Source organism: Streptomyces sp. NPDC002817 (assembly GCF_053592055.1).
Map to the genome: position 1 here is coordinate 12,007 of NZ_JBSFUY010000013.1, position 23,048 is coordinate 35,054.

General features: G+C 70.9%; 11 protein-coding genes. 9 read left to right on the forward strand and 2 right to left on the reverse strand.

Annotated features, from left to right (window positions below; translation table 11 throughout):
* The first annotated feature begins 60 nt into the window (after nucleotides 1-60).
* The 4 genes from ACWD3I_RS24075 to ACWD3I_RS24090 all read left to right on the forward strand — a co-directional run bounded on the left by ACWD3I_RS24075 (nucleotide 61) and on the right by ACWD3I_RS24090 (nucleotide 12,321).
* Nucleotides 61-3,522 carry a S8 family serine peptidase gene (locus tag ACWD3I_RS24075; protein WP_365407551.1) on the forward strand — a complete coding sequence of 1,154 codons (3,462 nt, stop codon included), beginning with the start codon at nucleotides 61-63 and terminating at the stop codon, nucleotides 3,520-3,522.
* A 160-nt stretch (nucleotides 3,523-3,682) separates the two neighbouring features.
* A complete protein-coding gene (locus ACWD3I_RS24080) occupies nucleotides 3,683-7,414 on the forward strand; it encodes an nSTAND1 domain-containing NTPase (protein WP_365407548.1) in 3,732 nt (1,243 codons plus the stop codon).
* A gap of 100 nt (nucleotides 7,415-7,514) precedes the next feature.
* Nucleotides 7,515-8,957 carry a polysaccharide deacetylase family protein gene (locus ACWD3I_RS24085; protein ID WP_365407545.1) on the forward strand — a complete coding sequence of 481 codons (1,443 nt, stop codon included), beginning with the start codon at nucleotides 7,515-7,517 and terminating at the stop codon, nucleotides 8,955-8,957.
* Between the two features lie 160 nt (nucleotides 8,958-9,117).
* A complete protein-coding gene (locus tag ACWD3I_RS24090) occupies nucleotides 9,118-12,321 on the forward strand; it encodes a family 78 glycoside hydrolase catalytic domain (protein ID WP_365407542.1) in 3,204 nt (1,067 codons plus the stop codon).
* A gap of 65 nt (nucleotides 12,322-12,386) precedes the next feature.
* Here ACWD3I_RS24090 and ACWD3I_RS24095 read toward each other — a convergent pair whose 3' ends face one another.
* On the reverse strand, nucleotides 12,387-12,713 hold the full coding sequence (locus ACWD3I_RS24095; protein ID WP_365407539.1) for a hypothetical protein: 327 nt from the start codon (nucleotides 12,711-12,713) through the stop codon (nucleotides 12,387-12,389).
* Nucleotides 12,714-13,058: 345 nt separating this feature from the next.
* Here ACWD3I_RS24095 and ACWD3I_RS24100 point away from each other — a divergent pair, with 345 nt between their 5' ends.
* The 5 genes from ACWD3I_RS24100 (at nucleotide 13,059) to ACWD3I_RS24120 (ending at nucleotide 21,469) form a co-directional block, all read left to right on the forward strand.
* Entirely contained in the window at nucleotides 13,059-14,426 is a 1,368-nt protein-coding gene (locus ACWD3I_RS24100) for a glycoside hydrolase family 43 protein (RefSeq protein ID WP_365407536.1), read from the forward strand.
* A gap of 385 nt (nucleotides 14,427-14,811) precedes the next feature.
* Nucleotides 14,812-16,350 (forward strand): RICIN domain-containing protein, encoded by a 1,539-nt coding sequence (locus tag ACWD3I_RS24105; RefSeq protein ID WP_365407533.1) that lies wholly within the window; start codon nucleotides 14,812-14,814, stop codon nucleotides 16,348-16,350.
* Nucleotides 16,351-16,560: 210 nt separating this feature from the next.
* Nucleotides 16,561-17,901, forward strand: coding sequence for a jacalin-like lectin (locus ACWD3I_RS24110; protein WP_365407530.1), 1,341 nt, complete (start codon nucleotides 16,561-16,563; stop codon nucleotides 17,899-17,901).
* A 216-nt stretch (nucleotides 17,902-18,117) separates the two neighbouring features.
* Nucleotides 18,118-19,452, forward strand: a complete 1,335-nt coding sequence (locus ACWD3I_RS24115) for a glycoside hydrolase family 43 protein (protein ID WP_365407560.1) — start codon at nucleotides 18,118-18,120, stop codon at nucleotides 19,450-19,452.
* Between the two features lies 1 nt (nucleotide 19,453).
* Entirely contained in the window at nucleotides 19,454-21,469 is a 2,016-nt protein-coding gene (locus ACWD3I_RS24120) for an RICIN domain-containing protein (RefSeq protein ID WP_365407527.1), read from the forward strand.
* A 96-nt stretch (nucleotides 21,470-21,565) separates the two neighbouring features.
* On the opposite strand, the gene ACWD3I_RS24125 is transcribed toward ACWD3I_RS24120, so the two are convergent.
* A complete protein-coding gene (locus ACWD3I_RS24125; RefSeq protein WP_365407524.1) occupies nucleotides 21,566-22,915 on the reverse strand; it encodes a glycoside hydrolase family protein in 1,350 nt (449 codons plus the stop codon).
* Nucleotides 22,916-23,048: the final 133 nt, after the last annotated feature.

The following is a 23,048-nucleotide window of genomic DNA, read 5'->3' on the forward strand; positions in this document are numbered from 1 at the left end:
CGCCCCCTGCGTGGGCCGGGGCCGCCCCTGCGCCCTTCATCCGGAACCATCCACCGACCTATGGGGAAGCGAGACAGCACATTGCGGAACAAGCACAGCCGCATCGCGCGGAGACTGACGGCGCGGAGTGCCGCATACGGGATACCGGCCCTGGTGGCGGTCGCCGGGCTCACCGCCACCGCCATCGCCCCGGCGGCAGCGGGCCCGTCGGTGGACCTGACGGCCACAGCGGCGAGCGGGTCGGCCCGGGCGGGTGCCCGGGTGACGCTGGTGACCGGTGACACCGTGAGCGTGGACGGCACGGGCCGGGTGACCGGTGTGCGGCGCGGCGAGGGCCGCGGGCACATCGGCTTCTCGATACGGCAGTTCGCCGGCCACACCTACGTCGTCCCGCAGGACGCGACGCGGCTGCTGGGCAGCGGGCGGCTGGACCGCCGCCTGTTCGACATCACGCGGCTCGTCAAGGACGGCTACGACGACGCCCACCGCAAGCAGGTGCCGCTGATCGTCTCCTACCGGGGCGGCAGCGGTACCCAGGCCGGTGCCCGACGTGCCCTGGCCGCCGCCGACGCAGAGGTCGAGCAGGTGCTGCCCGCCGTCCGCGGGGAGGCACTGACCGCCGACAAGCCGGACGCCGGCGATGTGTGGCGGGCGCTGACGGACACGGTCACCGGTGACAGCGCCGTGGCCGCCGCGCCCGGTATCGACCGGATGTGGCTCGACGGACAGGTCGAAGCGGCCGTACAGGACAGCGGCGACCCCGACCCGGAGGGCGGGGTCGCGCAGATCGGTGCCCCCGGGGCCTGGAAGCAGGGCTACGACGGCAAGGGCGTGAAGGTCGCCGTCCTGGACACCGGCGTCGACGCCACCCACCCGGACCTCAAGGGCAGCATCCTCAAGACCAAGGACTTCGCGGGCTCCGACTCCGGCTCCGGCTCGACCGACGACAAGCAGGGGCACGGCACCCACGTCGCCGCCACCATCGTCGGCTCCGGTGCGGAAAGCCACGGCAAGTACAAGGGTGTGGCGCCCGGCGCGAAGCTGCTGGTCGGCAAGGTCATGGACGACACCGGCGTCGGATCGGACTCGTCGATCATCGCCGGTATGCAGTGGGCCGTGGCGCAGGGCGCCAAGGTCGTCAGCATGAGCCTGGGCGACACGGACGCCCCCGAGGTGGACCCCCTGGAGAAGGCCGTGAACGACCTGTCGGCCTCCTCCCACGCCCTGTTCGTGATCGCCGCGGGCAACGACGGCCCCTCCGACACCACCGTCGGTACTCCGGGCTCGGCCGCCGCCGCGCTGACCGTCGCCGCGGTGGACCGGCACGACAAGATCGCCGACTTCTCCAGCCGCGGCCCCACCGCGGACGGCGCGCTGAAGCCGGACATCGCCGCGCCCGGCGTCGACATCGCCGCCGCGCGGGCCGCCCACGGCAGCGAGGGCGAGGAGGTGGCACCCGGGTACGTGTCGATGTCGGGCACCTCCATGGCCACCCCGCACGTAGCGGGCGCCGCAGCGATCCTCGCCCAGGAACACCCCGACTGGACCGGCGAGCGGATCAAGGCCGCGCTGACCGCCTCGGCGAAGCCGCTGACCGGCACCAGCGCGTACGAGGTAGGGGCGGGCCGGGTCGACCTGACCCGGGCTACCGGCGCCGACGTCACCACCGAGCCGGCCTCCGTCGGCTTCGGCACCGCCTCCTGGCCGCACGACGACGACCAGCCGGCGGCCCGGACGCTCACCTACCGCAACTTCGGCACGAAGCCCGTCACCCTGGACCTGACCTCCGACGTGACCGGCCCCGACGGCAGCAGCGCACCCGCCGGCATGTTCACCATCTCCCCGGCCCGGCTGACGGTCCCGGCCGGGGGCACCGCGCAGGCCACGGTCACCGCCGACACCCGGCTCGGCGGCGCCGACGGCGCCTACTCCGGCGCGGTGACCGCGAGCGGCGACGGACAGCGCGTGCGCACCGCCCTGGGCGTCATCCGTGAGGTGGAGTCGTACAAGCTGAAGCTGACTGTCACCCGCCGCGACGGCAAGCGCGACGACGCGCCCGGCGTCACCGTGGCGAACCTGGACACCGGCAAGCAGTACACGCCGTTCGACGACGACAAGAACCACCCCGACGGCACGGCCAGCCTGCGGCTGCCCGAGGGCCACTACGTGGTCGACGCCCAGACCACCGACCCCCGGGGGAAGACCGCCCTGTTGGTGGCACCTCGTCTGCTGCTCGACCGCAACACCACGCTCGCCCTCGACGGGCGCAGGGCCAAGCCGGTGAGGATCACCGCTCCCGACCGCCGGGCCACCCCGCGCGACGCGCAGGTCCTCTTCGCGGCCCACGGCGCCGAGCCGGCCTACGACTACGTCGGCGGGAACACCGTCGACGCCGGCGACACCGCCCTCGGGCAGATCGGCTCCGGCACCACGGCAGACTCCTTCGTCGCCCAGTTCGGCGGGATCTGGCAGCGCACCTCCACCTCACCGACGTACAACCTGGTCACCACCCGCACCGGCTCCTTCTTCACCGGCCTGAACCGCACCTTCTCCACCACCCGGGACATGGCCCGGGTGAACACCTCCGTCGCCACCGCCCTGCCCCGGGCCGGCGCCGCACCCCAGGTGAACTGGTCCACCCCCGACTGGCCTGAGCTCGGCCGGGCGTCCATCTTTTCGGAAGGCCTCCAGCACCCGGCGCCCACCGCCTCTCTCGTGCAGTACCTGAGCACCGACCGCGGTCTGCGCTGGAACCTGGGTGCTCGGATCGCCAACGGCTCGCACAACGAGGACACGGTCTCCTTCCTCACCGCCCGCCGCTTCGAGCCGGGTCGCACCTACCGGGTCGGGTTCAACGGCGGCGTCCACGGCCCGGCCGTCTCACCGGCGTCCGGAACCGGCGCCAAACGGCTCGGCGGGTTCTCCTACGTGTGCGTGCCGATGTTCTCCGACGGCCCGGGCAACCTGGCCTACCTCCCCCAGGCCACCATCACCACCCGGCTCAGTTCCGGCTCCCGGGTCTTCACCTCCACGACCGACGACACCTGCCTGAACGTCTACGGCGGCCTGCCCGCCGCGCGGACGCACTACCGGCTGTCCATCAGCACCGACCGCACCAAGGACTACGGGACCAGCGACCACGTGGACGCGGTGTGGACCTTCACCTCCCGCGACAACGGTGAGACCAAGGGGGTCCCCTTCCCCCTCTCCGTCGTCCGCTTCCACCCGAAGCTGAGCCTGACCGGCACCGCCAAGGCGGGCGCCCGCGTCACCGTGCCGCTGTCACTCCAGGGCCCGGCCTCGGCCAAGGGCCACGTGAAGTCGCTGACCGTGCACGTGTCGTACGACGGCGGCCGCACCTGGAAGACGGTCGCCGTCCACACGGACCACACCGGCAAGCGATCCCTCACCCTCACCCACCCGAGGAAGCCCGGCACCGTTTCCTTCCGGGCGTCCCTGACCGACACCGACGGCAACACCGCCACCCAGACCATCCGCACGGCGTACCGCACGGTGCGCTAGCCGTCCCGGCCAGCTCCACGCCGTGCCTCCGGCCGTACCGGTCGGAGGCACGGTCATGTCCCCGCGTCCGCGGAATGGGCCGGAATTGCCACGAATCGGCGGCCGAACGTAGGTTTGGCGCCGATCACTGGTGTGTTTGCAGGTCGAAAGGTACGGCCCGGTGGGACGACGCGAAAAACCGGTGAACCCTGATGCCGGACCCGTGCAGCGGCTCGCGCACGAACTGCGGCTGCTGCGGGAGAAGGCGGGAAAGCCGCCGTACCGGGAGATGGCCGAGCGGGCGGGCTACTCGACGACCGCACTGTCCCAGGCGGCAGCAGGCGACCAGTTGCCCTCGCTCGCACTGCTGCGGGCATACGTCCAAGTGCTGGACGGCGATCCCGACGAGTGGGAGCGGCGCTGGCGGGAGGCGGATGCGGAGGTCCGGGCGGCCTCGACCGGGGAGCGGGCACCGTACCGGGGCCTGGCCCGCTTCGAACCGGGTGACAGTGATCTTTTCTTCGGCCGGGACAAACAGGTCGGCGAGCTGGTGGGCCTGGTGCGCGCGCACCGGTTCGCGGTCGTGTCGGGTCCCTCCGGCAGCGGCAAGTCGTCGTTGCTGCGGGCCGGGCTGATCCCCGCTCTGCGGCAGGCGCAGGGCGCCGACCGCCCGGCGGTGATCCGGGTGCTCACCCCTGGTGAACAGCCGGCGCGCACGCACGAGCGAGCGCTCGTCCCGAAGGACGACGGGGACGGCGAGGACGCCGGCCTGGACACCTGGGTGATCGTCGACCAGTTCGAGGAGCTGTTCACCCTCTGCCATGACCGCGCGGAACGCGACCGCTTCCTGGATCTGCTGCTGTCCGCCCGCGAGCCCGCGAGCCGGCTGCGCGTTGCCATCGCCGTGCGCGGCGACTTCTACGGCCACTGCGGCACCCATCCGCAGCTCGCGGAGTCGGTCGGCCGAGCGACCCTGCTGATCGGGCCGATGGGCCGCGAGGAACTGCGGGACGTGATCACACAGCCCGCGATCGCCGAGGGCCTGAATGTGGAGCGCGCGCTGACCGCCCGCGTCATCGACGAGGTCACCGACCAGCCCGGCGCCCTGCCGATGCTCTCGCACGTCCTGCTGGAGACCTGGCGCCGTCGCCGCGGCCGCACACTCACCCTGGCCGCGTACGAGGAGGCCGGCGGTGTGCGCGGGGCGATCGCCGCGACCGCCGAGCAGGTCTACGGCGGCCTCGCGCCGGAGCAGGCCCGTACCGCCCGCCGCATCCTGCTGCGGCTCATCACTCCCGGCGACGGCGCCCCGGACACGCGCCGCCCCGCGTCCCGGGCCGAGCTGGGGTCCGACGCGCAGGACGTGCTGGAACGCCTCGCCGCAGCCCGGCTGGTCACCCTGGACGGTGACACGGTCGAGCTGGCCCACGAGGTGCTGATCACCGGCTGGCCCCGGCTGGCCGGCTGGATCGAGGAGAGCCGGGGACGGCTGCGGGCGCAGCGGCTGCTCGGGGAGTCGGCACGTGCCTGGCAGCAGCTGGACCGGGACCCGGGAGCGCTGTACCGGGGCACGCGGCTGACCCAGGCCGAGGAGTTGTTCGCCGGACGGTCCCAGGACGACCTCGCCGCGCTGGAGCGGGACTTCCTCGACGCCTCCCGCTCCGCGCGCGATGCCGAGCGGGAGGCCGGGACACGGGCCGCCCGGCGTACCCGCCTGCTCACCGTGGGGCTCTCCGCGTTCCTCGTACTGGCCCTGGCCGCGGGCCTGCTGGCCTGGCAACGCGACCGGGCGAGTGACGAAGAGGCGGCCAAGGCGGCCGCCCGACGCCTGGCCACCGTCGCCGACAGTCTGCGCTCCGCCGACCCCCGCACCGCCGCCCTGCTCTCCGTCGCGGCCTGGCGGCTCGCCCCGCTGACCGAGTCCCGCTCGGCCCTGCTCGACGCCCAGGCCCGACCGGAGCGGGACGCGTTCACCGACCCGCAGACGGGTGAGAACTCCCAGCGCTTCCTCACCGATCGGGGCCGCGCCCTCATCACCGTCACCGGCTCCGAAGTGACCGTCCGCGACGTGGCCGACCACCGTGTCACCGCCACCTACCGCCTGCCCGCGGGCGCCGAGGCCTCCGATGCCGGCCTCGGCGCCCGCTCTCTTGTCCTGACCCGACAGGACGGCGGCGAACTGTGGAACCTCGCCGCTCACAGACCCGTCGCCGAACTGGGCGACGCGGTCTACTGGGGGGCGCCCGACGGCAGCGCCTACGGCACCGGACCGGTGGACGGTCCCGGTCCGGTCCAGGTGCACCGGGCAGGCGACGGCAAGGTGGTGTTCAGCACGGACACGCCACGCGCCCTTACCGCCACCGCGATCGGTCCAGGCGGCCGCCTCCTCGCCCTGTGCCCGGCCGACGGCGCACCACAGGTGTGGGACACCGTCCATGGCACGAGGCTGCGGGGTTCCTGGGAGAAGGCGGGCGGCACCGTCTGCGGCACCGGCTCGGGGGCGGACCACGGCTCCCGGCTGCTGCGGTTCAGCGGAGACGGCCGACGGCTGTCCGTGATCTCAGGGAACACGGCCACGGTCTGGAACATCTCCGGTGGACGGGAGGTCGCCGACTTCCAGAGCAGCGGCACCAGTGGCTTCACTCAGGCCGTCCTGTCCCCGGACGGGCGGTTCCTGGCCACGGCCGACGACCAGGAGATCGCCGCGTGGTCGCTGGACCTCGGCGGCGGGGAGGTCTTCCACACCCCGTTGGCCGGCGCCGAGGTGAGCGACCTGACCTGGGCCCCCGGCAAGGCGCGGACCCTGCGCTATCTCGACGGCGCCACGGTGCGCACGTACGACCTGAGCGACCGCCTGGACGCTCACTGGCAGAGCACTCCGGCCGACGCGACCGCGCTCAGCCCGGACGGCACCGTCCTGGCCACGGCCACCCGGTCCGGCTCCGGCTACCGCTTCGAACTGCGCTCCACACGGACGGGCGCCGTCCTTGCCCGCACCACGCTCGGTGCCCTGCCGGGCGACGGTGCCGAAGGAGCCCCACCGCTGGCCTTCAGTCCGGACGGACGGGCTCTGGCCGTCGCCGACACCGTGTCCTCGCACGGCTCCCTCCGGCAGCGCTTCACCATCTGGGACGTCCCAGCGCACCGGGTCCGTACGTCGTTCCAGACGTCCGGTGCGGCGGATCGCATCGTCTCCGCTCTCGCCCTCGGCACCGGCGGCCGGACGCTACTGGCCGCGCGCTCCCCCGACGGCGACGGCACGACCGAGGTCTGGGACACCGCCGCCCACCGCCGCACGGCCACCCTGAGCGCCCTCAACGCGGACACGCTCGCCCTGCGGCCCGACGGCCGGCTGCTCGCCGGTTCCGCCGACCGGTACGCCGAGCTGCCGTCCCGTCATGTGCGCGGACGCGCCCTGGCCGACGGCCGACAGGTCACCGCACTGGCCTTCAGCCCCGACGGCACCCGACTCGCCGTCGGCGACTCCACCGGGCACGTCACCCTGTGGGACGGCGACCTGCGCACCCGTATGGGCATTCTGACCGGCACCTCCGACACCGTCTCCGAGGGCGAGCCCGAGGCGGTGGGCGCGCTCGCCTTCTCCCCCGACGGCTCCACCCTCGCCGTCGGCGGCCGCAACGGCACCCTGCGCCTGTGGGACACCGCCGGGCAACAGCTCCTCGGCGGCGACCTGCCCACATCCGGCGACGAGATCGACACCCTCGCCTTCACCCGCGACGGCGCCACCTTGTACACCGGTGGCCCGGATGTGTTGCTCCAGCGTCACCCGGTCGGCGCGGACGACGTCGTCCGCATCCTGTGCGACCGGGTCGGCGCAGGACTCACCGAGGCCCAGTGGCGGACGTACGTGCCCGATGTGCCGTACCGGCGGGTGTGCGCGACGGCACGCTGAGCGGGATTCTTTGTTCACAGTGACGGTGACGGTCGCTGAAAAATGCCTCTGACCTGGACTATCGAACTCGGAAAAGCCCTCTAGTCCAGGTTCTGGTCTCATGCGTACACACCTCCTGTTCCCCTCCCTCCTGCTGCTCGGCTCGCTCTCCCTGACGGCTGCCTGTTCGTCCGGGTCCTCCGGGACCTCGGACACGGCGACCGCCGGAGCGCGGCCCGGATCGTCCTCCGGCACTGTGCCGGTAAGGGCGGTGGACCCCTCGAAGATCAAGGGTCTGCGGATCGTCAACGACAGCAGCGAGGACAGTTCCTGCCCCTTCGCGGCCGGCTACCCGGACGTGCCCGGTGCCGAGGCGATGACGGCCGCGATGAAGAAGGACGTGGACGGGCGCCTGGCCGCCTTCCGCTCGGCGTGCGGCGACAGCAGCGGGTCGGCCGACGTCGGCGAACTCAACATCAGCCACCAGTTCCTGGTCGCCTCCGGTGACGTCCTCGGCGTCCGGCTCACCACCCAGGACCACTCCGCGGCGGGCAGTGGGCTGAGTGTGCGCACCTACTGGTACGACGGACGGGCGGGCGCGTACAGCACCGCGCTCGGGCTCGTCGGCGACGGGTCCCGGAACGCCTTCGTCTCCGCCCTGAAGAAGCGGCTCACGGGACGCGACGGCACCGACGCGGACACGGTGGACGAGGCGTTCGCCGACTCGTCGGACCTGGCCTCCACCCTGGACGACATGGCCTTCACCGCCGACGGCGGCCTTCGGGTGACCTTCGACCGGGGCGAGGTCGGCACCCCCGCCGCCGGCACCTATGTCGTGACCTTCCCCAGGGCGACGGTCACCCCTTGGCTGTCCGCGTTCGGCAAGCGCGCCCAGCAGCAGACCGTACGGCCGTCCGGCTCGCTCGACCTCGGGGCGGCCGCCACACCCACTCCCGCCGTGCCCACACACACGGCCTCCGGTGACGACGACACCGACTGCGAGAAGGTCGTGTGCGTCGCCCTGACCTTCGACGACGGGCCAGCCGCCCCGGAGACGGCGACCCTGCTGACATACCTGGCGCAGTACGACGCCCGGGCCACCTTCTTCACCGTCGGCCAGAATGTCGCCGCCCACCCCGATCTGGTCCGCGCCGAGGCACGTGCCGGCAACGAGGTGGGCAACCACTCCTGGAGCCATCCCGACCTCACGAAGCTCACCGCGGAGCAGGTCGCCTACCAGCTGAACCGCACCAGCGCGGCCATCAAGGCCGCGACCGGCAAGGCCCCCACCCTCTTCCGTCCGCCCTACGGCGCGGTCAACAGCACCGTCCGCGGCGCCACCAAGCTCTCGCCCGTGCTGTGGACCCTGGACACCGAGGACTGGAAGTACCCCGACGCCGCGAAGGTCGCACAGAGCGTCATCGGCAAGGTCAAGCGCAACGACGTCGTCCTCATGCACGACATCCACCCCACCTCGGTCGCCGCGGTCCCCGAGATCCTGCGCACCCTCGGCGCCCGCGGCTACCACTTCGTCACCGTCAGCCACTTGCGCGCCACGATGTGACCTGACAGTCTGCGCGGTCCCCCTCGCGACATCGAAAGTCAGGTCTAAATCGATTCAACCCGTCACGAACTCATTCTCGGCCCAGGCATTGACCACCACGCCGCGGAACCCTAACCTCCGGGCAATCGTATTGAAACCTTTCACGAGCCGAGGGTGCACCATGTCCCGGGACCTGTCGCGTCGAAGACTTCTCCAACTCGGTGGTGCCACGGCCGCCTCGGTCGTCCTGAGCGGGCCCCGGGCACTCGCGGCCGACGGCCCCGGCGTCACAGCCCACGGCAAGCCGCCCGCGCCGACCGGGACCCTGGCCGACCTGCTGCCGCAGGCACTCGCCACGAGCGCCGGGCAGCGGCCCCGGTTCAGCTGGCAGGTGCCCGACTTCGGTGCCGGTACCCTCCAGCACGCCTATCAGCTGCAACTGGCCGCGACTCCGGGCGGTTTCGAGGACGAGCGGCTCGTCTGGGACTCGGGCAAGCGCAGGTCCGCCGACTCCACCGCCGTGCCGTATGCGGGGGCGGCCCTGCGGCCTCGTACCGCCTACTGGTGGCGGGTCGCCAGCTGGGGCGAGAAGCGATCGGCCTGGTCGGAGCCCGCCCTGCTCGCCACCTCGGTCGAGGACGAGTGGGAGGCCGAGCCGATCTGGGTGCCGTCCGGACCGGTCATGACGGACGGCACCTTCGCCACCCGGCTGAGAATCACCACCGTGGCCGCCGGGGTGTGGTTCCGCGCCGCGAACACCGCCAACAACTACATGTGGCAGCTGCGCGCCGGCAGTCCCGGCATCCTGCGCAAGCACGTCTGCGTCAACGGCACCTACAGCGTCCTCGGCGAAGTCCGCCTGCCGTCCGCCGTCGTCACCGGGGAGTGGCTCGACCTCGCCGTCACCATGACCGGCTCCACCTTCACCACCAGCGTCAACGGCACCGTGGTCGACACCACCACCGACACCCGTTACACCTCAGGCAACATCGGCCTGCGCAACGGCCTCACCGAGTCCCAGGTCTACGACCGTGTCACCTTCACCGCCGCCGACGGGACCGTCCTCCTCGACGACGATTTCGCCTCCGACAAGGGCACCTTCTCGACCGGCACGGTCTCCGGCGGCACGCTCACCTTCCCCACCGGCGCCTCCTCGCTCTCCTCCTACGGGGTCGACGACACCTGGGCGCTGCTGCGCCACGAGTACGACACGGCCGCGGGCAAGAAGATCGCCGCCGGCGTCCTCTACGTCGCGGCCGCCTCACCCGACCCGGCACGGCAGTACGTGGCCAAGGTGTGGAGCAACGGCAGTGTGGTCGGGCACGCCTCCGTGCGTTCCGGCACCGGGACCGCTTACCAGGCGTTCGACGTCACCTCGACCCTGCGGGCCGACGGCGGGCCGAACGCGCTCGCCGCGTTGTGCTGGACCACCTCGCAGCAGAAGTTCCTGGCCCAGCTGGAGATCACGTACACCGACGGCAGCCGGACCACCGTCGCCTCGGGAGACCACTGGAAGGCACGTCGGCAGGCCGGGCTGCTGCCCGCGAAGGGCAGCGCGGGCAGCAGCTACTTCACCGTCCCGCAGGAGTACTGGGACCTGCGGCAGGAGCCCGTCGGCTGGACCCGGCCCGGCTTCGACGACGGCGACTGGCACACTCCCGTCGTCCGCACCGCGATCAGCGGACTCCTCCCGGCGCCGATCGAGTCGCCGCGGCTGCACGACGTCGCTCCCGCCTCCGTCACCAAGATCGCCGACGGCCGCTGGCTGGTGGACCTCGGCCGGGAGATCGTCGGCGGGCTGTCCCTGGAGGTCGACGGGGGCGCGGGCGACACCGTCGAGGTACGCCTGGGCGAGGAGTTGAACTCCGACGGCACCGTCAAGTACCAACTGCGCGCCACCAACACCTACCGCGAGGTGTGGACCCTGCGCGACGGCAAGCAGACCTTCGAGCACTGGGGTTACCGCGGCTTCCGCTGGGCCGAACTGCGCACGACCCTCGACCTGTCCGCAGCCGTCGTCACCGGGCGGGCCTGGCGACTCGACTGGGACGACACCGACGCCTCCTTCCACAGCTCCGACCCCGATCTCGACCGGGTCTGGGAGCTGTGCCGGTACTCCATCGAAGCCACCCGCGGCGACCTCTACACCGACACCCCGACCCGGGAACGCGGCCCTTACGAGGGCGACGCACTGATCAACCAGCTCTCCGAGTACGGCGTCCAGCGCTCCTACGCCCTGGCCCGCTGGTCCAACGACTACCTGGTCCGCAAGGGCACCTGGCCCACCGAGTACCGGCTGATGTGCGCACTGTCCGCCTGGGAGGACTACCTCGCCACCGGCGACGACCGTCAGCTCGCCAAGGACTACGACCTGCTCGCCGCGAAGAACCTCACCGCCTACCTGGACTCCCAGGGCCTGGTCCGCAAGGCGCCCGGCAGCAGCAGCCAGGACCTGGGCGACCTCGTCGACTGGCCGACCGCCAGCCGCGACGGCTACGTCTTCACCAACGTCAACACCGTCGTCAACGCCTTCCAGTACGCGGCCTTCGACGCCCTGGCCAAGTGCGCGACAGCACTCGCCAAGGACGACGACGCGAAGGCCCTGAGCTCCCGCGCCGACACTCTCGCCACCGCCATGCGCGCCAACCTGCTCGACAGTGCCGCCGGCCGGTTCCTCGACGGCGAGGGCACCACGCACAGCGCCCAGCACGCCAGCGCCTTCCCCGTCGCGCTCGGCGTCGCGGACACCCTGGACGACGAGGTACGCGCACGGCTCGGAGACACCCTCGCCGCGGGCGGCATGCGGGTGAGCGTCTACGGGGCGCAGTTCCTCCTCGACGCCCTCTTCCGGCTCGGCCGCGCCGATGCCGCGCTCGCGCTGCTCACTTCCACGGCCACCAACTCCTGGCTGCACATGCTCGACACGCTCAAGGCCACCATCGTCACCGAGGCCTGGGATCCCGCGCTGAAGTCCAACATGACGCTCTCCCACGCCTGGGCGTCCGCTCCCGCCAACGCGATCCCCCGGCACGTGCTCGGTGTCCGCGTCACCTCCCCGGGAGCTGCCGAGTTCCTCATCCGCCCCAGGACCGGCGCCCTGACCGAGGCGGCCGGAACGGTCCCGTCCGTGCGCGGCCCGGTCAAGGTCGCCGTACAGCGGTCCACCGATGCCCATACGACACGGGTGACAGTGCCGCCCAACTCCCGCGCGGTACTGGAGGTGGAGATCGGCGACGCCGACCCGGCGGAGTACCGGGTGACCGCGAAGGCACCCGGCGGGCAGGGACGTGTGAAGGTCACGCCGCTCACCGACCTCACCGGCACCGTGCTGCGCATCGGGCCCGTCGGCTCCGGCACGACGAAGGTCGAGCGCACCCGTTCCTGACCGCGTTCCCCCGGGCTCCGGCCCGGGGGAACTTCCTTGCCATCTGGGTCCGTTCGCATGTCCCGTCATGGGGATGTCACGTCTTGTTCTAACGTGTGGGTCTTGGACCAGGACCACGAGCAGCTGGCGCTGAACCCGATCTCGGCGGAGAGCTGGTCCGTGAACTTGCAGGAGGGCTTCGTGTTGACGCCGATCGACACGGATGCCCCGCCGGTGGTCGCGTAGGACTCGTACCAGGTCCAGGTGGAGGACTGCGGGAACTCGCAGTTGCCGCTCACCACATCCCAGCCGTTCGTGAGCGCCCCGTGGGAGCCGTGCGGCGCGGTGCCGGTCGCGTAGCGGGACTCACCGGCGAGGCCGTCGCGCAGCGCTTGATCGTGTAGGTCACTCATCTCTCGCTTCTGTGCGGCCCGCCCGCTGTGCACCAGGGAACAGAGCGTTCCTCAGAGCGGCATCAGAGCCTGATCAGAAACGCGGCACGCAGGTTGCGGCCTCCCAACTCCCGCAAAGCCGGGGGTCACTGTGAAAGTCGGCAAAATCGTTGACGATCACCCTGGCCCGCCGCTACGTTCGCGCCTGCCAACCCCCCACGGCACGCAGGAGGCCGAACAGCACAGGTGTTGACGGCGATACCGCCTCCCTCCCGCCATCCATCCGACAGTGCGAACGATGTTCGACACATCAGTGGTGTGCGGTGAAGGACAGCTCCCTCCCGAAGACGAAAGGACGAGCCGCCCATGCCTTCCTTGCTCTCTCTGCGCCGCCCTCCGCGGCGTCTGCCCAGACCCCTGCTGGTACCGCTCGTCGCCGCCGCGGTGGCGTGCGCCGCCCTGCCCGCGCAGGCGACGCCACCGTCGGCCGTCGACCCGCAACTCACCGAGGCCGCGGCCGCGTTGACGGTTTGGAACGCGGACGACATTCGCGGCTACCTCACTCTCCCCACCACCTCTCTGTACGGCGCGGCCGTGAAATGGGCGTCCAGCAAGCCGCGGACCATCACCCCGACCGGCGAGGTCAACCGCCCCGCCCACGGCCGGCCGTCCGCCCATGTCTCCCTGACGGCCACCGTCCGGCTCGATCACCGCCAGGTCACGCGCCGCTTCGACGTCACCGTCCGCCCCCTCGCGGAGCGGAAGCCGATGGAGGGATACTTCTTCCCCTACTTCGCGGGCGAGCGCTACACCGACGGCGAGCAGGTGTACTTCGGCGCCTCCCGCGGCAACGACCCCTTGCACTGGGACGACCTCAACGACAACAAGCCGGTGCTCACCTCCTCCCTCGGCGAGAACGGCGTCCGCGACCCGTTCATCGTCCGCTCCCCCGAGGGCGACAAGTTCTACCTCGTCGCCACCGACCTGAAGATCAACGGCGGCAAGGGTTGGGGCTACGAGATGCGCTTCGGCAGCCGGTACCTGGAGGTGTGGGAGTCCACCGACCTCGTCCACTGGTCCGAACAGCGCCACGTGAAGGTCTCCGGCGACCAGGCCGGCATGACCTGGGCCCCCGAGGCCACCTGGGACCCGAAGCTGGGTGCGTACGTCGTCTACTGGGCCTCCAACCTCTACGCGGCCGACGACACCGAGCACACCGGCAGCACCTACCCGCGCATGATGTACGCGACCACCCGGGACTTCCGCACGTTCAGCGAACCGAATGCCTGGAACGATCCGGGGGGCGGCGTCATCGACTCGACCGTGGCAAGGGAGGGCGGCTGGTACTACCGCGTCACCACGGACGACAAGGTCGTCGGCTCCTGCGCCCGAGACGTCGTACTGGAACGCTCCCGCGTCCTGACCGCGGTCGACACCCCCGACACGGCACCGCGCACGTGGCAGCTGGTCGACGACTGCGTCCGCACCGGCGTCGGTACCGACTGGGTCGAGGGACCCACCGTCTTCAAGGACAACTCCGGTGACGGCTGGTGGGTGTTCATGGACGAGGCCGGCGGACGCGGCTACCTGCCCTTCCACACCGACGGCCTCGCCGAGCCCGACTGGTCACTGCCGAGCGACTACCGGCTCCCTTCGCGGCCGCGGCACGGAACGGTCCTGCCCGTCACCGCCGAGGAGCTGGCTCGGGTGCGCGCCGCGTATCCGAATTCCTGAGCCCCGCAGGGTCCCGCGCCCGGCCGTCTGCCACGAGGCGGCCGGGTACGGCCAGTTGCGCGCGTGACGGCGCCGCACGGCCTTATCCGGAATTGCCGGAGAAATGCCGCGAGGTTCACCAGAGCGGCTGTTAGTTTCACATCCCACCCTTCGAATGCAGGTGCGACTACCGCCGGTAACATTCTATCTCCCGCAGGGTTTTGAAAATCGGTCAGAGATAGCGCTTGTCTCGCCCGACTCGCGTATGCGAAGGTGAGCCTCCGTTGAGGCAGTTCCCGGCCCTGACCAGGCAAAAGGGAATCCTCAAGGTATGAACCAATCACCCAGCGCTTTCCGACGGAACGTCATTTCGTATGCCGTCCTGCCATGAAAAGGAAAGGGTTCCGTGCAGGTTTCCCACCCCCCACGCCCGCCGTACCCGCCCCGTCCCGGACTGCCCCTCGGGGAGCCGGATCCGGACCTCGTCGCCCAACTGGACGGCGACGTCGACGAACGACACCACGCGACAGCCGTGTTGCTGGCCCGCCACTGGCTCGCCGCACGCGACTACGCGCTCCTGTGCCTGGCCTCCGCCACTCCCACCGCCCAGTTCGTGGCCGCCAGCGCGTTTCAACGGCTGCTGGACCGGCTCGCGAGCGGCGCTCCCGCCGCGGCCCTGCGTCCGCAGCTGCTCGTGACGGTCCGCGAGACCGTCCGCGCCTGGGCCGCGAACGACAAGACTTGCGCAGCCCTACCAGAACTGCGCAAACCGACCGGCGGCCGTGGTCTGCACACAGCCAAACCGGAAGCCCCGGCCAACCGAAAACTCGCCGAACGCGCCTTCGTGGCGTTGTCGGACTTCTCCCAATGCCTGCTGTGGCACACGGAGGTCGAGGCGGAACCCATCGAGATACCCGCCGGCTTGCTGGGTATGGAAACCGTTGCCGCGAGAACTGCCTTGAGTAAAGCCCGTGAACAATTCCGGACCGGTCTGGTGCGCGCTCACACGCAATTCGCCCCGTCCGAGGAGTGCCGGTTCTACAGCAGCCTTATCGACGTTCCCATTCGACGGGGCGGCGCACTGCTCCCGGATGTCCAGCAGCATCTGAACGAGTGCCCTCATTGCCGGTCCACCGCCGACCAACTCGAATACTGTGAAGGCCGGTTGGGGCTTCTGCTGGCGGATGCCGTGCTCGGCTGGGGAGGGCGGCGTTACCTCGCCACGCGCCCAGGCCGCACTGCCCCCGGAGCGTGGCAGGCCGCACCGGAGCATGAGCAGGCAGCGCCGGTTACAGGCGGACGCCACCGCACCACGGCCGAGAGGAGACATCGCGCGTTCGCCGCCGCGGCCCTGGCCTCTCTCGCTCTCCTTGCGGCCGTGCTGGCAGCCCAGAACTGGTCCGATGACAACGACTCGCCCGCGTCGGACACACCGGCCTGGGGGGCTCCCGCCAACAGCATCCCGAGCCCGGGCTCCACCGGGCGGACCGGCGCCGTGTCCTCCGCCTCGCCGGGCGTCTCCGGCACCTCCGTCGAGGGCAGGCTGCACAACCTGGCCACCGGAGAGTGCCTGGCCGTCGACAGCCGGGCCTCGGCCGGCGCGGCCATCCGGCTGGCAGCGTGCTCCTCGGGCGGGTCCGAGCAATGGTCCTACGAGTTCGACGGTCTGCTGCGCAGCGGCGCCGACCCCTCCCTCTGTCTGGCCGCCGACCCTCGGACCCGGAACGTCCGGCTCTCGCTGTGCGTCGCGTCCACCGGCGAGGTGACATACGTCCTCACGAGCCATGGGGAGCTCCTGCTGCGCCGACGTCAGGACCTGGCTCTGGCGCCGGACCCGGACAGCAGGCTCTCCGAGGTGGTCGTGGCCGACCGCAATGCATCCGGCGGCCAACGCTGGGCGCTCGAGGTCGCAGATGCCGACGCCGCCCCCACCTCCCATACGTAGGAGCACGGTTCGAGGGTGCGGCGGGACAGGGGCGATGCCATCGCGTGGATCCGTGCGGTGAATGACCCCCGGCGTGGATCCGAACCGTCCATGTACGCCCGGAGACTCCTGTGAAAGAACGCCCGAAGTCTCGACAGACCCCGGGTAACCGGGGGTAACTTCAGCCCCGTCCCCACCGCAACCGCTTTCTCCCCCAGGAGCCACACCCTCATGCGCAGACTCCTCGCCTGCCTGACGACAGCGGCCGCCGTTCTCGGCGGGCTCACCGCGGCCACCCCCTACGCGGCCGCCGCCGACTCCGGCACCTTCAGCGTCCTCAGCTACAACGTGGCCGGCCTGCCCGAAGCCATCTCCAGCGCCCCGACGCCCCGCGAGTCGGCCACCACGACGATCGGCCAGCGGATAGCGCCGTACGACATCGTCCACGCCCAGGAGGACTTCAACTACCACGCCTACCTCTACGCGGCCGACACCGCCCACGCCTACCGCACCGCCACCAGCGGCGGCGCCGGCATCGGCAGCGGCCTCAACAGCCTGTCGAAGACCTCCTACGACGAGGACGACTTCGAGCGGGTGGGCTGGAACACCTGCACCTACGGGTCGGGCGACTGCCTGACCCCCAAGGGCTTCACCTTCATGCGCGAGCGGCTCGCCGAGGGTGTGTACGTCGACTTCTACAACCTGCACACCAACGCGGGCACCAACGCCGACGACCTCGCCGCCCGCGCCGACAACCTCAGCCAGCTCACCGACTTCATCGCCACCCACTCCGCCGGCAACGCGGTCGTGGTCATGGGCGACACCAACACCCGCTACACCCGCTCCGGTGACACCATCGCCGAGTTCGCCGCCGCCAACGGCCTCACCGACACCTGGGTCCAGCTGATCCGCGGCGGCAGTGCGCCCGCCAAGGGCAGCGACGCCCTGGTCTGCGACCAGACCGGGACCACCGTCCCCAACACCTGCGAGGTCGTCGACAAGATCCTCTACCGGGGCAGCAAGCTGGTCTCGCTGAACGCCACGTCGTACAACAACGCGCACTCCAAGTTCCTCACCGACGACGGCCTGATGCTCTCCGACCACGACCCGATCGCCGCCGGCTTCAGCTGGTCGCGCAACTCCGCGTTCCAGCTCAGCGACCAGTTCGGCGGCCCGCACGGCGACTACTACAACGACATCGACAGCGTGCCCGCCGGCGCCCGCGCCACCACCATCGCCCTGCGCGCCGGATCCCGGGTCGACCAGGTGAGCCTGACCCTGGCGAACGGCACCACGCTCACCCACGGCGGGACCGGCGGCACCGCGTCCTCCCTGACGCTCGGCAACGGGGAGTACGTGACGACGGCATACCTGTGCCAGGCCCAGAAGGACGACCACACGCGGATCTTCTACGCCAAGTTCACGACCAACCTCGGCAACACCCTGGCCGGCGGCACCACCACCTCCGACTGTGTGACCCGCACCGCGCCGTCCGGTTGGCAGATCGCCGGATTCCACGGCCGGACCGGCGACGAGGTGGACAAGGTCGGTTTCATCTACACCCAGCGCTGATCCTCTTCCCGCTCCGGGGCGCGTCACTGCCGCCCCGGAGCGCACAAGAATCACAAAGGCATGCCAGGACGATTGACGGGCGCATGCCCAGCCCCTACGTTCTGATCGATTTTCCGAACCACGTTCGAAATACCGGCCATTTCAGGTGCCCCCGCACGCCACCCTGGAGCCCACGTGAGCAAGAACCCCCACCTGTCCCGTCGCGCTCTGCTCGGCATGACAGCCGCCGTCCCCGTCGCCCTGACCCTCGGCACGGGCACCGCCCACGCCGCCGACTCGGCATACGCGATGGTCTACTTCACCGAGTCGACCAACCTCGGCGACGGCACCGACTACGGCCTGCACCTGGCCGTCAGCCCCGACGGACTGAACTGGACGCCGCTCAACCAGAACAACCCCCTGGCCACCCCCACCGCCGGCGCACTGGGCCTGCGCGACCCGTTCCTGATGCGCAAGCAGGACGGCACGTTCGTGGTGCTCGCCACCGACCTCAAGGGCACCGACTGGAGCTACAACAGCCAGTACATCCACATCTGGGACTCCGCCGACCTGCGCACCCTCACCGGCTACCGGCGCCTGAAGCTGCACGACATGACCACCCACAGCTGGGCGCCCGAGGCGTTCTGGGACGCCGGCCGAGGTCAGTACGCGGTCATCTACTCCTCCGTGAACAGCAGCGGCCACAACGTCATCATGGTCAACTACACCAGCGACTTCGTCACGGCCTCGGCCCCGCAGGTGTTCTTCGACCCCGGCTACGACGTCATCGACGGCGACATGGCGGTCGGCGTGGACGGCTACAACTACCTCTACTTCAAGAAGAACCAGACGCTGGTGAGCGCCAGGTCCACCTCGCTGAACCCGGGCAGCTTCACCGAGTACAGCGCCGGTGTGGCACACGGCGGCACCGAGGCCCCCACGGTCGTCAAGTCCCTCTCCTCCGGCAACTGGTGGCTGTGGGGCGACACCTACACGCCCAACGGTGTCTTCTACGCCTGGCAGTCGAGCAGCCTCGCCTCCGGCACCTGGACCGCCCTGGACCAGAAGACCTACACCCAGCCGGTCAACTCCAAGCACTGCGGCATCGCGACGATCACCACGGCCGAGTACAACAACCTGCTCGCCAAGTGGGGCGCCCCGGCCTGGAACCGGCTCAAGTCCTACAACTATCCCGCCCGTTACGTCCGCCACTCCAACTACGCCGGCCGTATCGACGAATACCCCGTCGAGCCGTACAAGGACTCCCTGTGGACCCTGGTCCCCGGGCTCGCCGACAGCTCCGGGGTGTCCTTCCAGTCGGTCAACTACCCCACCCGCTACCTGCGGCACTACAACTACGCGCTCCAGCTGGACGCGAACGACGGCACGTCGACGTTCGCCGCGGACGCGACGTTCTACCGCACGGCGGGCCTGGCGGACGCGAGTTGGGCCTCCTTCCGGTCGTACAACAACCCGACGCGCTACATCCGCCACGCGAACTACGTCCTGCGCATCGACCCCGTCTCCACGACCACGGAGCGGCAGGACGCGACCTTCCGCGTCGGGTACTGACATGGAAGACACCCGCGTGTCGAACACCTCCGCACCCGGCTGGGCCAGACGCGTCACCGTGCGCGTCCTCGCCCTCGCTCTCGCCGTGTCCGGTCTGACGGCCCTGGCCGACCACGATCCATCGGCACCCCTGCTTGCCGAGCCGGCGGCGGTCAGCACCACACAGGCCGCCGTCACCCCGCCGTCGATGGGCTGGGCGTCCTGGAACAGCTTCGCCAGCAGCATCGACTCCGACGTCATCAAGGAGCAGACGGACGCTCTGGTCTCCTCCGGCATGGCGGCGGCCGGCTATCAGTACGTCAACCTCGACGACGGCTGGTGGCAGGGCGACCGCAACGCCGACGGCTCCATCGCCGTGGACGCCGAGCTGTGGCCGGGCGGCATGCAGGCCGTCGCCGACTACATCCACAGCAAGGGGCTGAAGGCCGGCATCTACACGGACGCCGGCAAGCAGGGCTGCGGCTACTACTACCCCACCACCCGCCCGGCGGCCCCCAACACCGGCATGGAGGGCCATTACCAGCAGGACCTGGAGACCTTCCAGCGCTGGGGCTTCGACTACGTCAAGATCGACTGGTGCGGCGGCCGGGTGGAGGGTCTCGACCCGGAAACGACGTACAAGCAGATCGCCGCCGCCAACGAGGCCGCGACCGCCGTCACCGGACGCCGGCTCGTGCTGTCGTTCTGCGAGTGGGGCAGCGGACTGCCGTGGAACTGGGCCACCGGGTACGGCGATCTCTGGCGCACCAGCACCGATGTCATCCTGTGGGGCCAGACCCCGACCACCGCCATGATGCTCACCAATTTCGACCGGGGCCTGCACCCGGCCGCCCAGCACACCGGCTACTACAACGACCCCGACATGCTGATGGTCGGCATGAGCGGCCTCACGGCCGCCCAGAACCGGCTGCACATGGGCCTGTGGGCGATCTCCGGCGCCCCGCTGCTGGCCGGCAACAACCTGGCCACGATGAGCACCGCCACCCGCGACATCCTCACCAACCGCGAGGTCATCGCCATCGACCAGGACCCGCGCGGGCTGCAGGGCGTCAAGGTCGCCGAGGACACCCGCAACCTGCAGGTGTACGGCAAGGTCCTCGCCGGCACGGGCAAGCGCGCCGTGCTGCTGCTCAACCGCACGTCCTCCTCGGCGTCCATGACCGTGCGCTGGGCCGACCTCGGCCTGACCGGTGCCACCGCGTCCGTGCGCAACGCCTGGACGGGCACCAACGCCGGGTCTCACGCGACCAGTTACTCCACGACCGTGCCGGCGGGCGACGCCGTTCTGCTCACCGTCTCCGGAACGGAGGCCTCGGGGACGACGTACGAGGACACCACCACGGCCACCACGCCCACCTTCGGTGCCGTCACGACCGGCGCGGCGGGCACCAAGCTGGTGGACATCACCTACGCCAACGGCGGCAGCACGGCCCGTAAGGCGACCATCCAGGTCAACGGCCAGTACACGTCCGTGGTCGCCTTCCCGCCGACGGGCTCGGCCTCCACCTACCGGACCGTGTCCGTACTGGCGCACCTGGCCAAGGGCACCAACACCGTGCGCTTCGCCGCGGTCTCCGGCGCCACCGCGCCCGACATCGACGCGATCCGTGTCCAGGGCGTTCCCGGCACCAACGGCGTCGCCCTCGTCGGTGCCGCCTCCAACCGCTGCGCCGGACTGGAGAAGAACACCATCACCGACGGCTCCCAGGCCATCCTCTGGGACTGCTTCGGCGGCCGGAACGAGACCTTCACGCAGACCTCGCGCGGCGAGCTCGTCGTCTACGGCAACAAGTGCCTGGACGCCGACAACAACGGCACCGCCAACGGCACCAAGGTCATCATCTGGGACTGCACCGGCGGCACCAACCAGAAGTGGACCGTCCGCTCCGACGGGACGATCACCAACGACCTGTCGGGACTGTGCCTCGACGCCGCGGAAGCGGCGACCGCCAACGGCACCAAGCTGGTCCTGTGGACCTGCAACGGCCAGACCAACCAGCAGTGGGCCCTCAACTGACCTGACCCGCACCGCCTGCACCGCCCGTCGCCGGGCCGGCCCTCGAGCCGGTCCCGGCGGCGGGCGGTGTCGTGCGCCGGGCGGGACCGCGGGTCGTCAGCGCGGTGGCGGGCCGGGCCAGATGGCCGAGGCGTCGTCGCGGTCCACGTCGGGCAGGCGGATCGGGCGGACGGGGACGGTGCGGGTGCGGCCCTCGGACACGACCGTCCAGGGGGCGGGTCGGCCCGAGTAGCACAGGGTGGTGAGTACGAAGACGCCGTCGGCGTAGACCTCGACGTACTCGCCGATGGTGAGGATGCGCAGGGTGGTGGCGGGTTCGGTCAGTATCGTCTCGCCGAGCCGGTCCCCGTGGGGGCCGGTGACCCAGAGGTTCTTGCCGTCGCAGCCGACGAGCAGCGCCGGGCGGTCGCCGCCGGCGGTGTCGGTGCGCAGGGCGATCTCCACGCGGCCGGTGAGGGTGACGTCGCCGACCGCGTGCAGGGCGGGCTGTTCGGTCTCCTCGCCGAACCAGGCGTTCAGGCCGGGCCACCATTCCAGGCGAGGTGCCTGGTCCGGGGCGGTCACCAGGAGTTTGGGCTGGGCGAGCATGCCGCGGCAGCGTTCGCCGGAGTCGGTGAGGTTCACGCGCCGGGGCGTGGTGTGCAGCACGACGCGGGAGCCGTCGGGAGCGGCGATGACGCGCGGGGCGTAGGAGCCGGTCGGGCCGAGCGGGCCGCGGCGGGTCCACGGCCCCCTCAAACGTGGCGCGGTCCACGCCTCGAAGCCGCGTGTGGCGCCGACGGAGCCGAGCAGCAGCCAGCTGCCGTCGTCGAGACGCTCCAGGACCGGGCACTCCAGCTCGTCGACGTCGCCGGGTGAGACGAGCGGCGGGTGGACGGTCCAGTGCTCCAGGTCGTCGGAGGTGGCCCAGGCGACGCAGCCGCCGACCTCGACGGGCAGGGAGGCGTCGGCGGCGCAGACCACCATGACCCAGCCGTCGGACTCGTCGTCGCGCACGACGAACGGATCGCGCCAGCCCATGTGTTCGCCGGTGCGGTACCAGCGGGCGTCCGCCTCGACGACGGGCCCGGTGCCGTGCCGGCGCCAGCCGGTGCCGTCGGTGCGGTCGGAGTAGGCGAGACCGACCGACTGCAGCGGCCAGCCACCTGGGGTGAGGCCGGAGACGCCGGTGTAGAACATGGCCATTCCGTCGCCGTGCCGGACGGGGTGCATGGTCCAGACGGCCTGCTGGTCGAAGCGGCCGGGCAGGCCGTTGCCGAACGCGGTGCCCTCCGGGTTCCAGCGGACCAGGTCGGTGGAGGTGGCCCGGCCGTAGGACGTCTCCATTCTCAGGTGGTCGAACTCGGCCGTCCACGGGCCCTGCAGATGCAGCACGGCGTAGGTGCCGTCGTCGTCCCGCAGCAGGGCGAAGTCGTTCACGCAGAGGCCGGGCGGGGCGTATCGCATGCGCAGTTCCTGTCGGCTCGCAGCGCCCAAACGCGTGCGCTGACCATTGACCTCGGAGGTATCGCTTAAGAATCGGCCCAAGTAAAACCCAACGCAAACGCTTGCGCAACAACGATGCCGGGTCTACGGTCAC

What these genes read in the sequence shown, in the direction of transcription:
- ACWD3I_RS24110 (WP_365407530.1), top strand. Translation starts at nt 16,561, where the DNA reads ATGCGCAGACTCCTCGCCTGCCTGACGACAGCGGCCGCCGTTCTCGGC.
- ACWD3I_RS24115 (WP_365407560.1), top strand. Translation starts at nt 18,118, where the DNA reads ATGACAGCCGCCGTCCCCGTCGCCCTGACCCTCGGCACGGGCACCGCC.
- ACWD3I_RS24125 (WP_365407524.1), bottom strand. Translation starts at nt 22,915, where the DNA reads ATGCGATACGCCCCGCCCGGCCTCTGCGTGAACGACTTCGCCCTGCTG.
- ACWD3I_RS24075 (WP_365407551.1), top strand. Translation starts at nt 61, where the DNA reads ATGGGGAAGCGAGACAGCACATTGCGGAACAAGCACAGCCGCATCGCG.
- ACWD3I_RS24095 (WP_365407539.1), bottom strand. Translation starts at nt 12,713, where the DNA reads ATGAGTGACCTACACGATCAAGCGCTGCGCGACGGCCTCGCCGGTGAG.
- ACWD3I_RS24100 (WP_365407536.1), top strand. Translation starts at nt 13,059, where the DNA reads ATGCCTTCCTTGCTCTCTCTGCGCCGCCCTCCGCGGCGTCTGCCCAGA.
- ACWD3I_RS24085 (WP_365407545.1), top strand. Translation starts at nt 7,515, where the DNA reads ATGCGTACACACCTCCTGTTCCCCTCCCTCCTGCTGCTCGGCTCGCTC.
- ACWD3I_RS24120 (WP_365407527.1), top strand. Translation starts at nt 19,454, where the DNA reads ATGGAAGACACCCGCGTGTCGAACACCTCCGCACCCGGCTGGGCCAGA.
- ACWD3I_RS24090 (WP_365407542.1), top strand. Translation starts at nt 9,118, where the DNA reads ATGTCCCGGGACCTGTCGCGTCGAAGACTTCTCCAACTCGGTGGTGCC.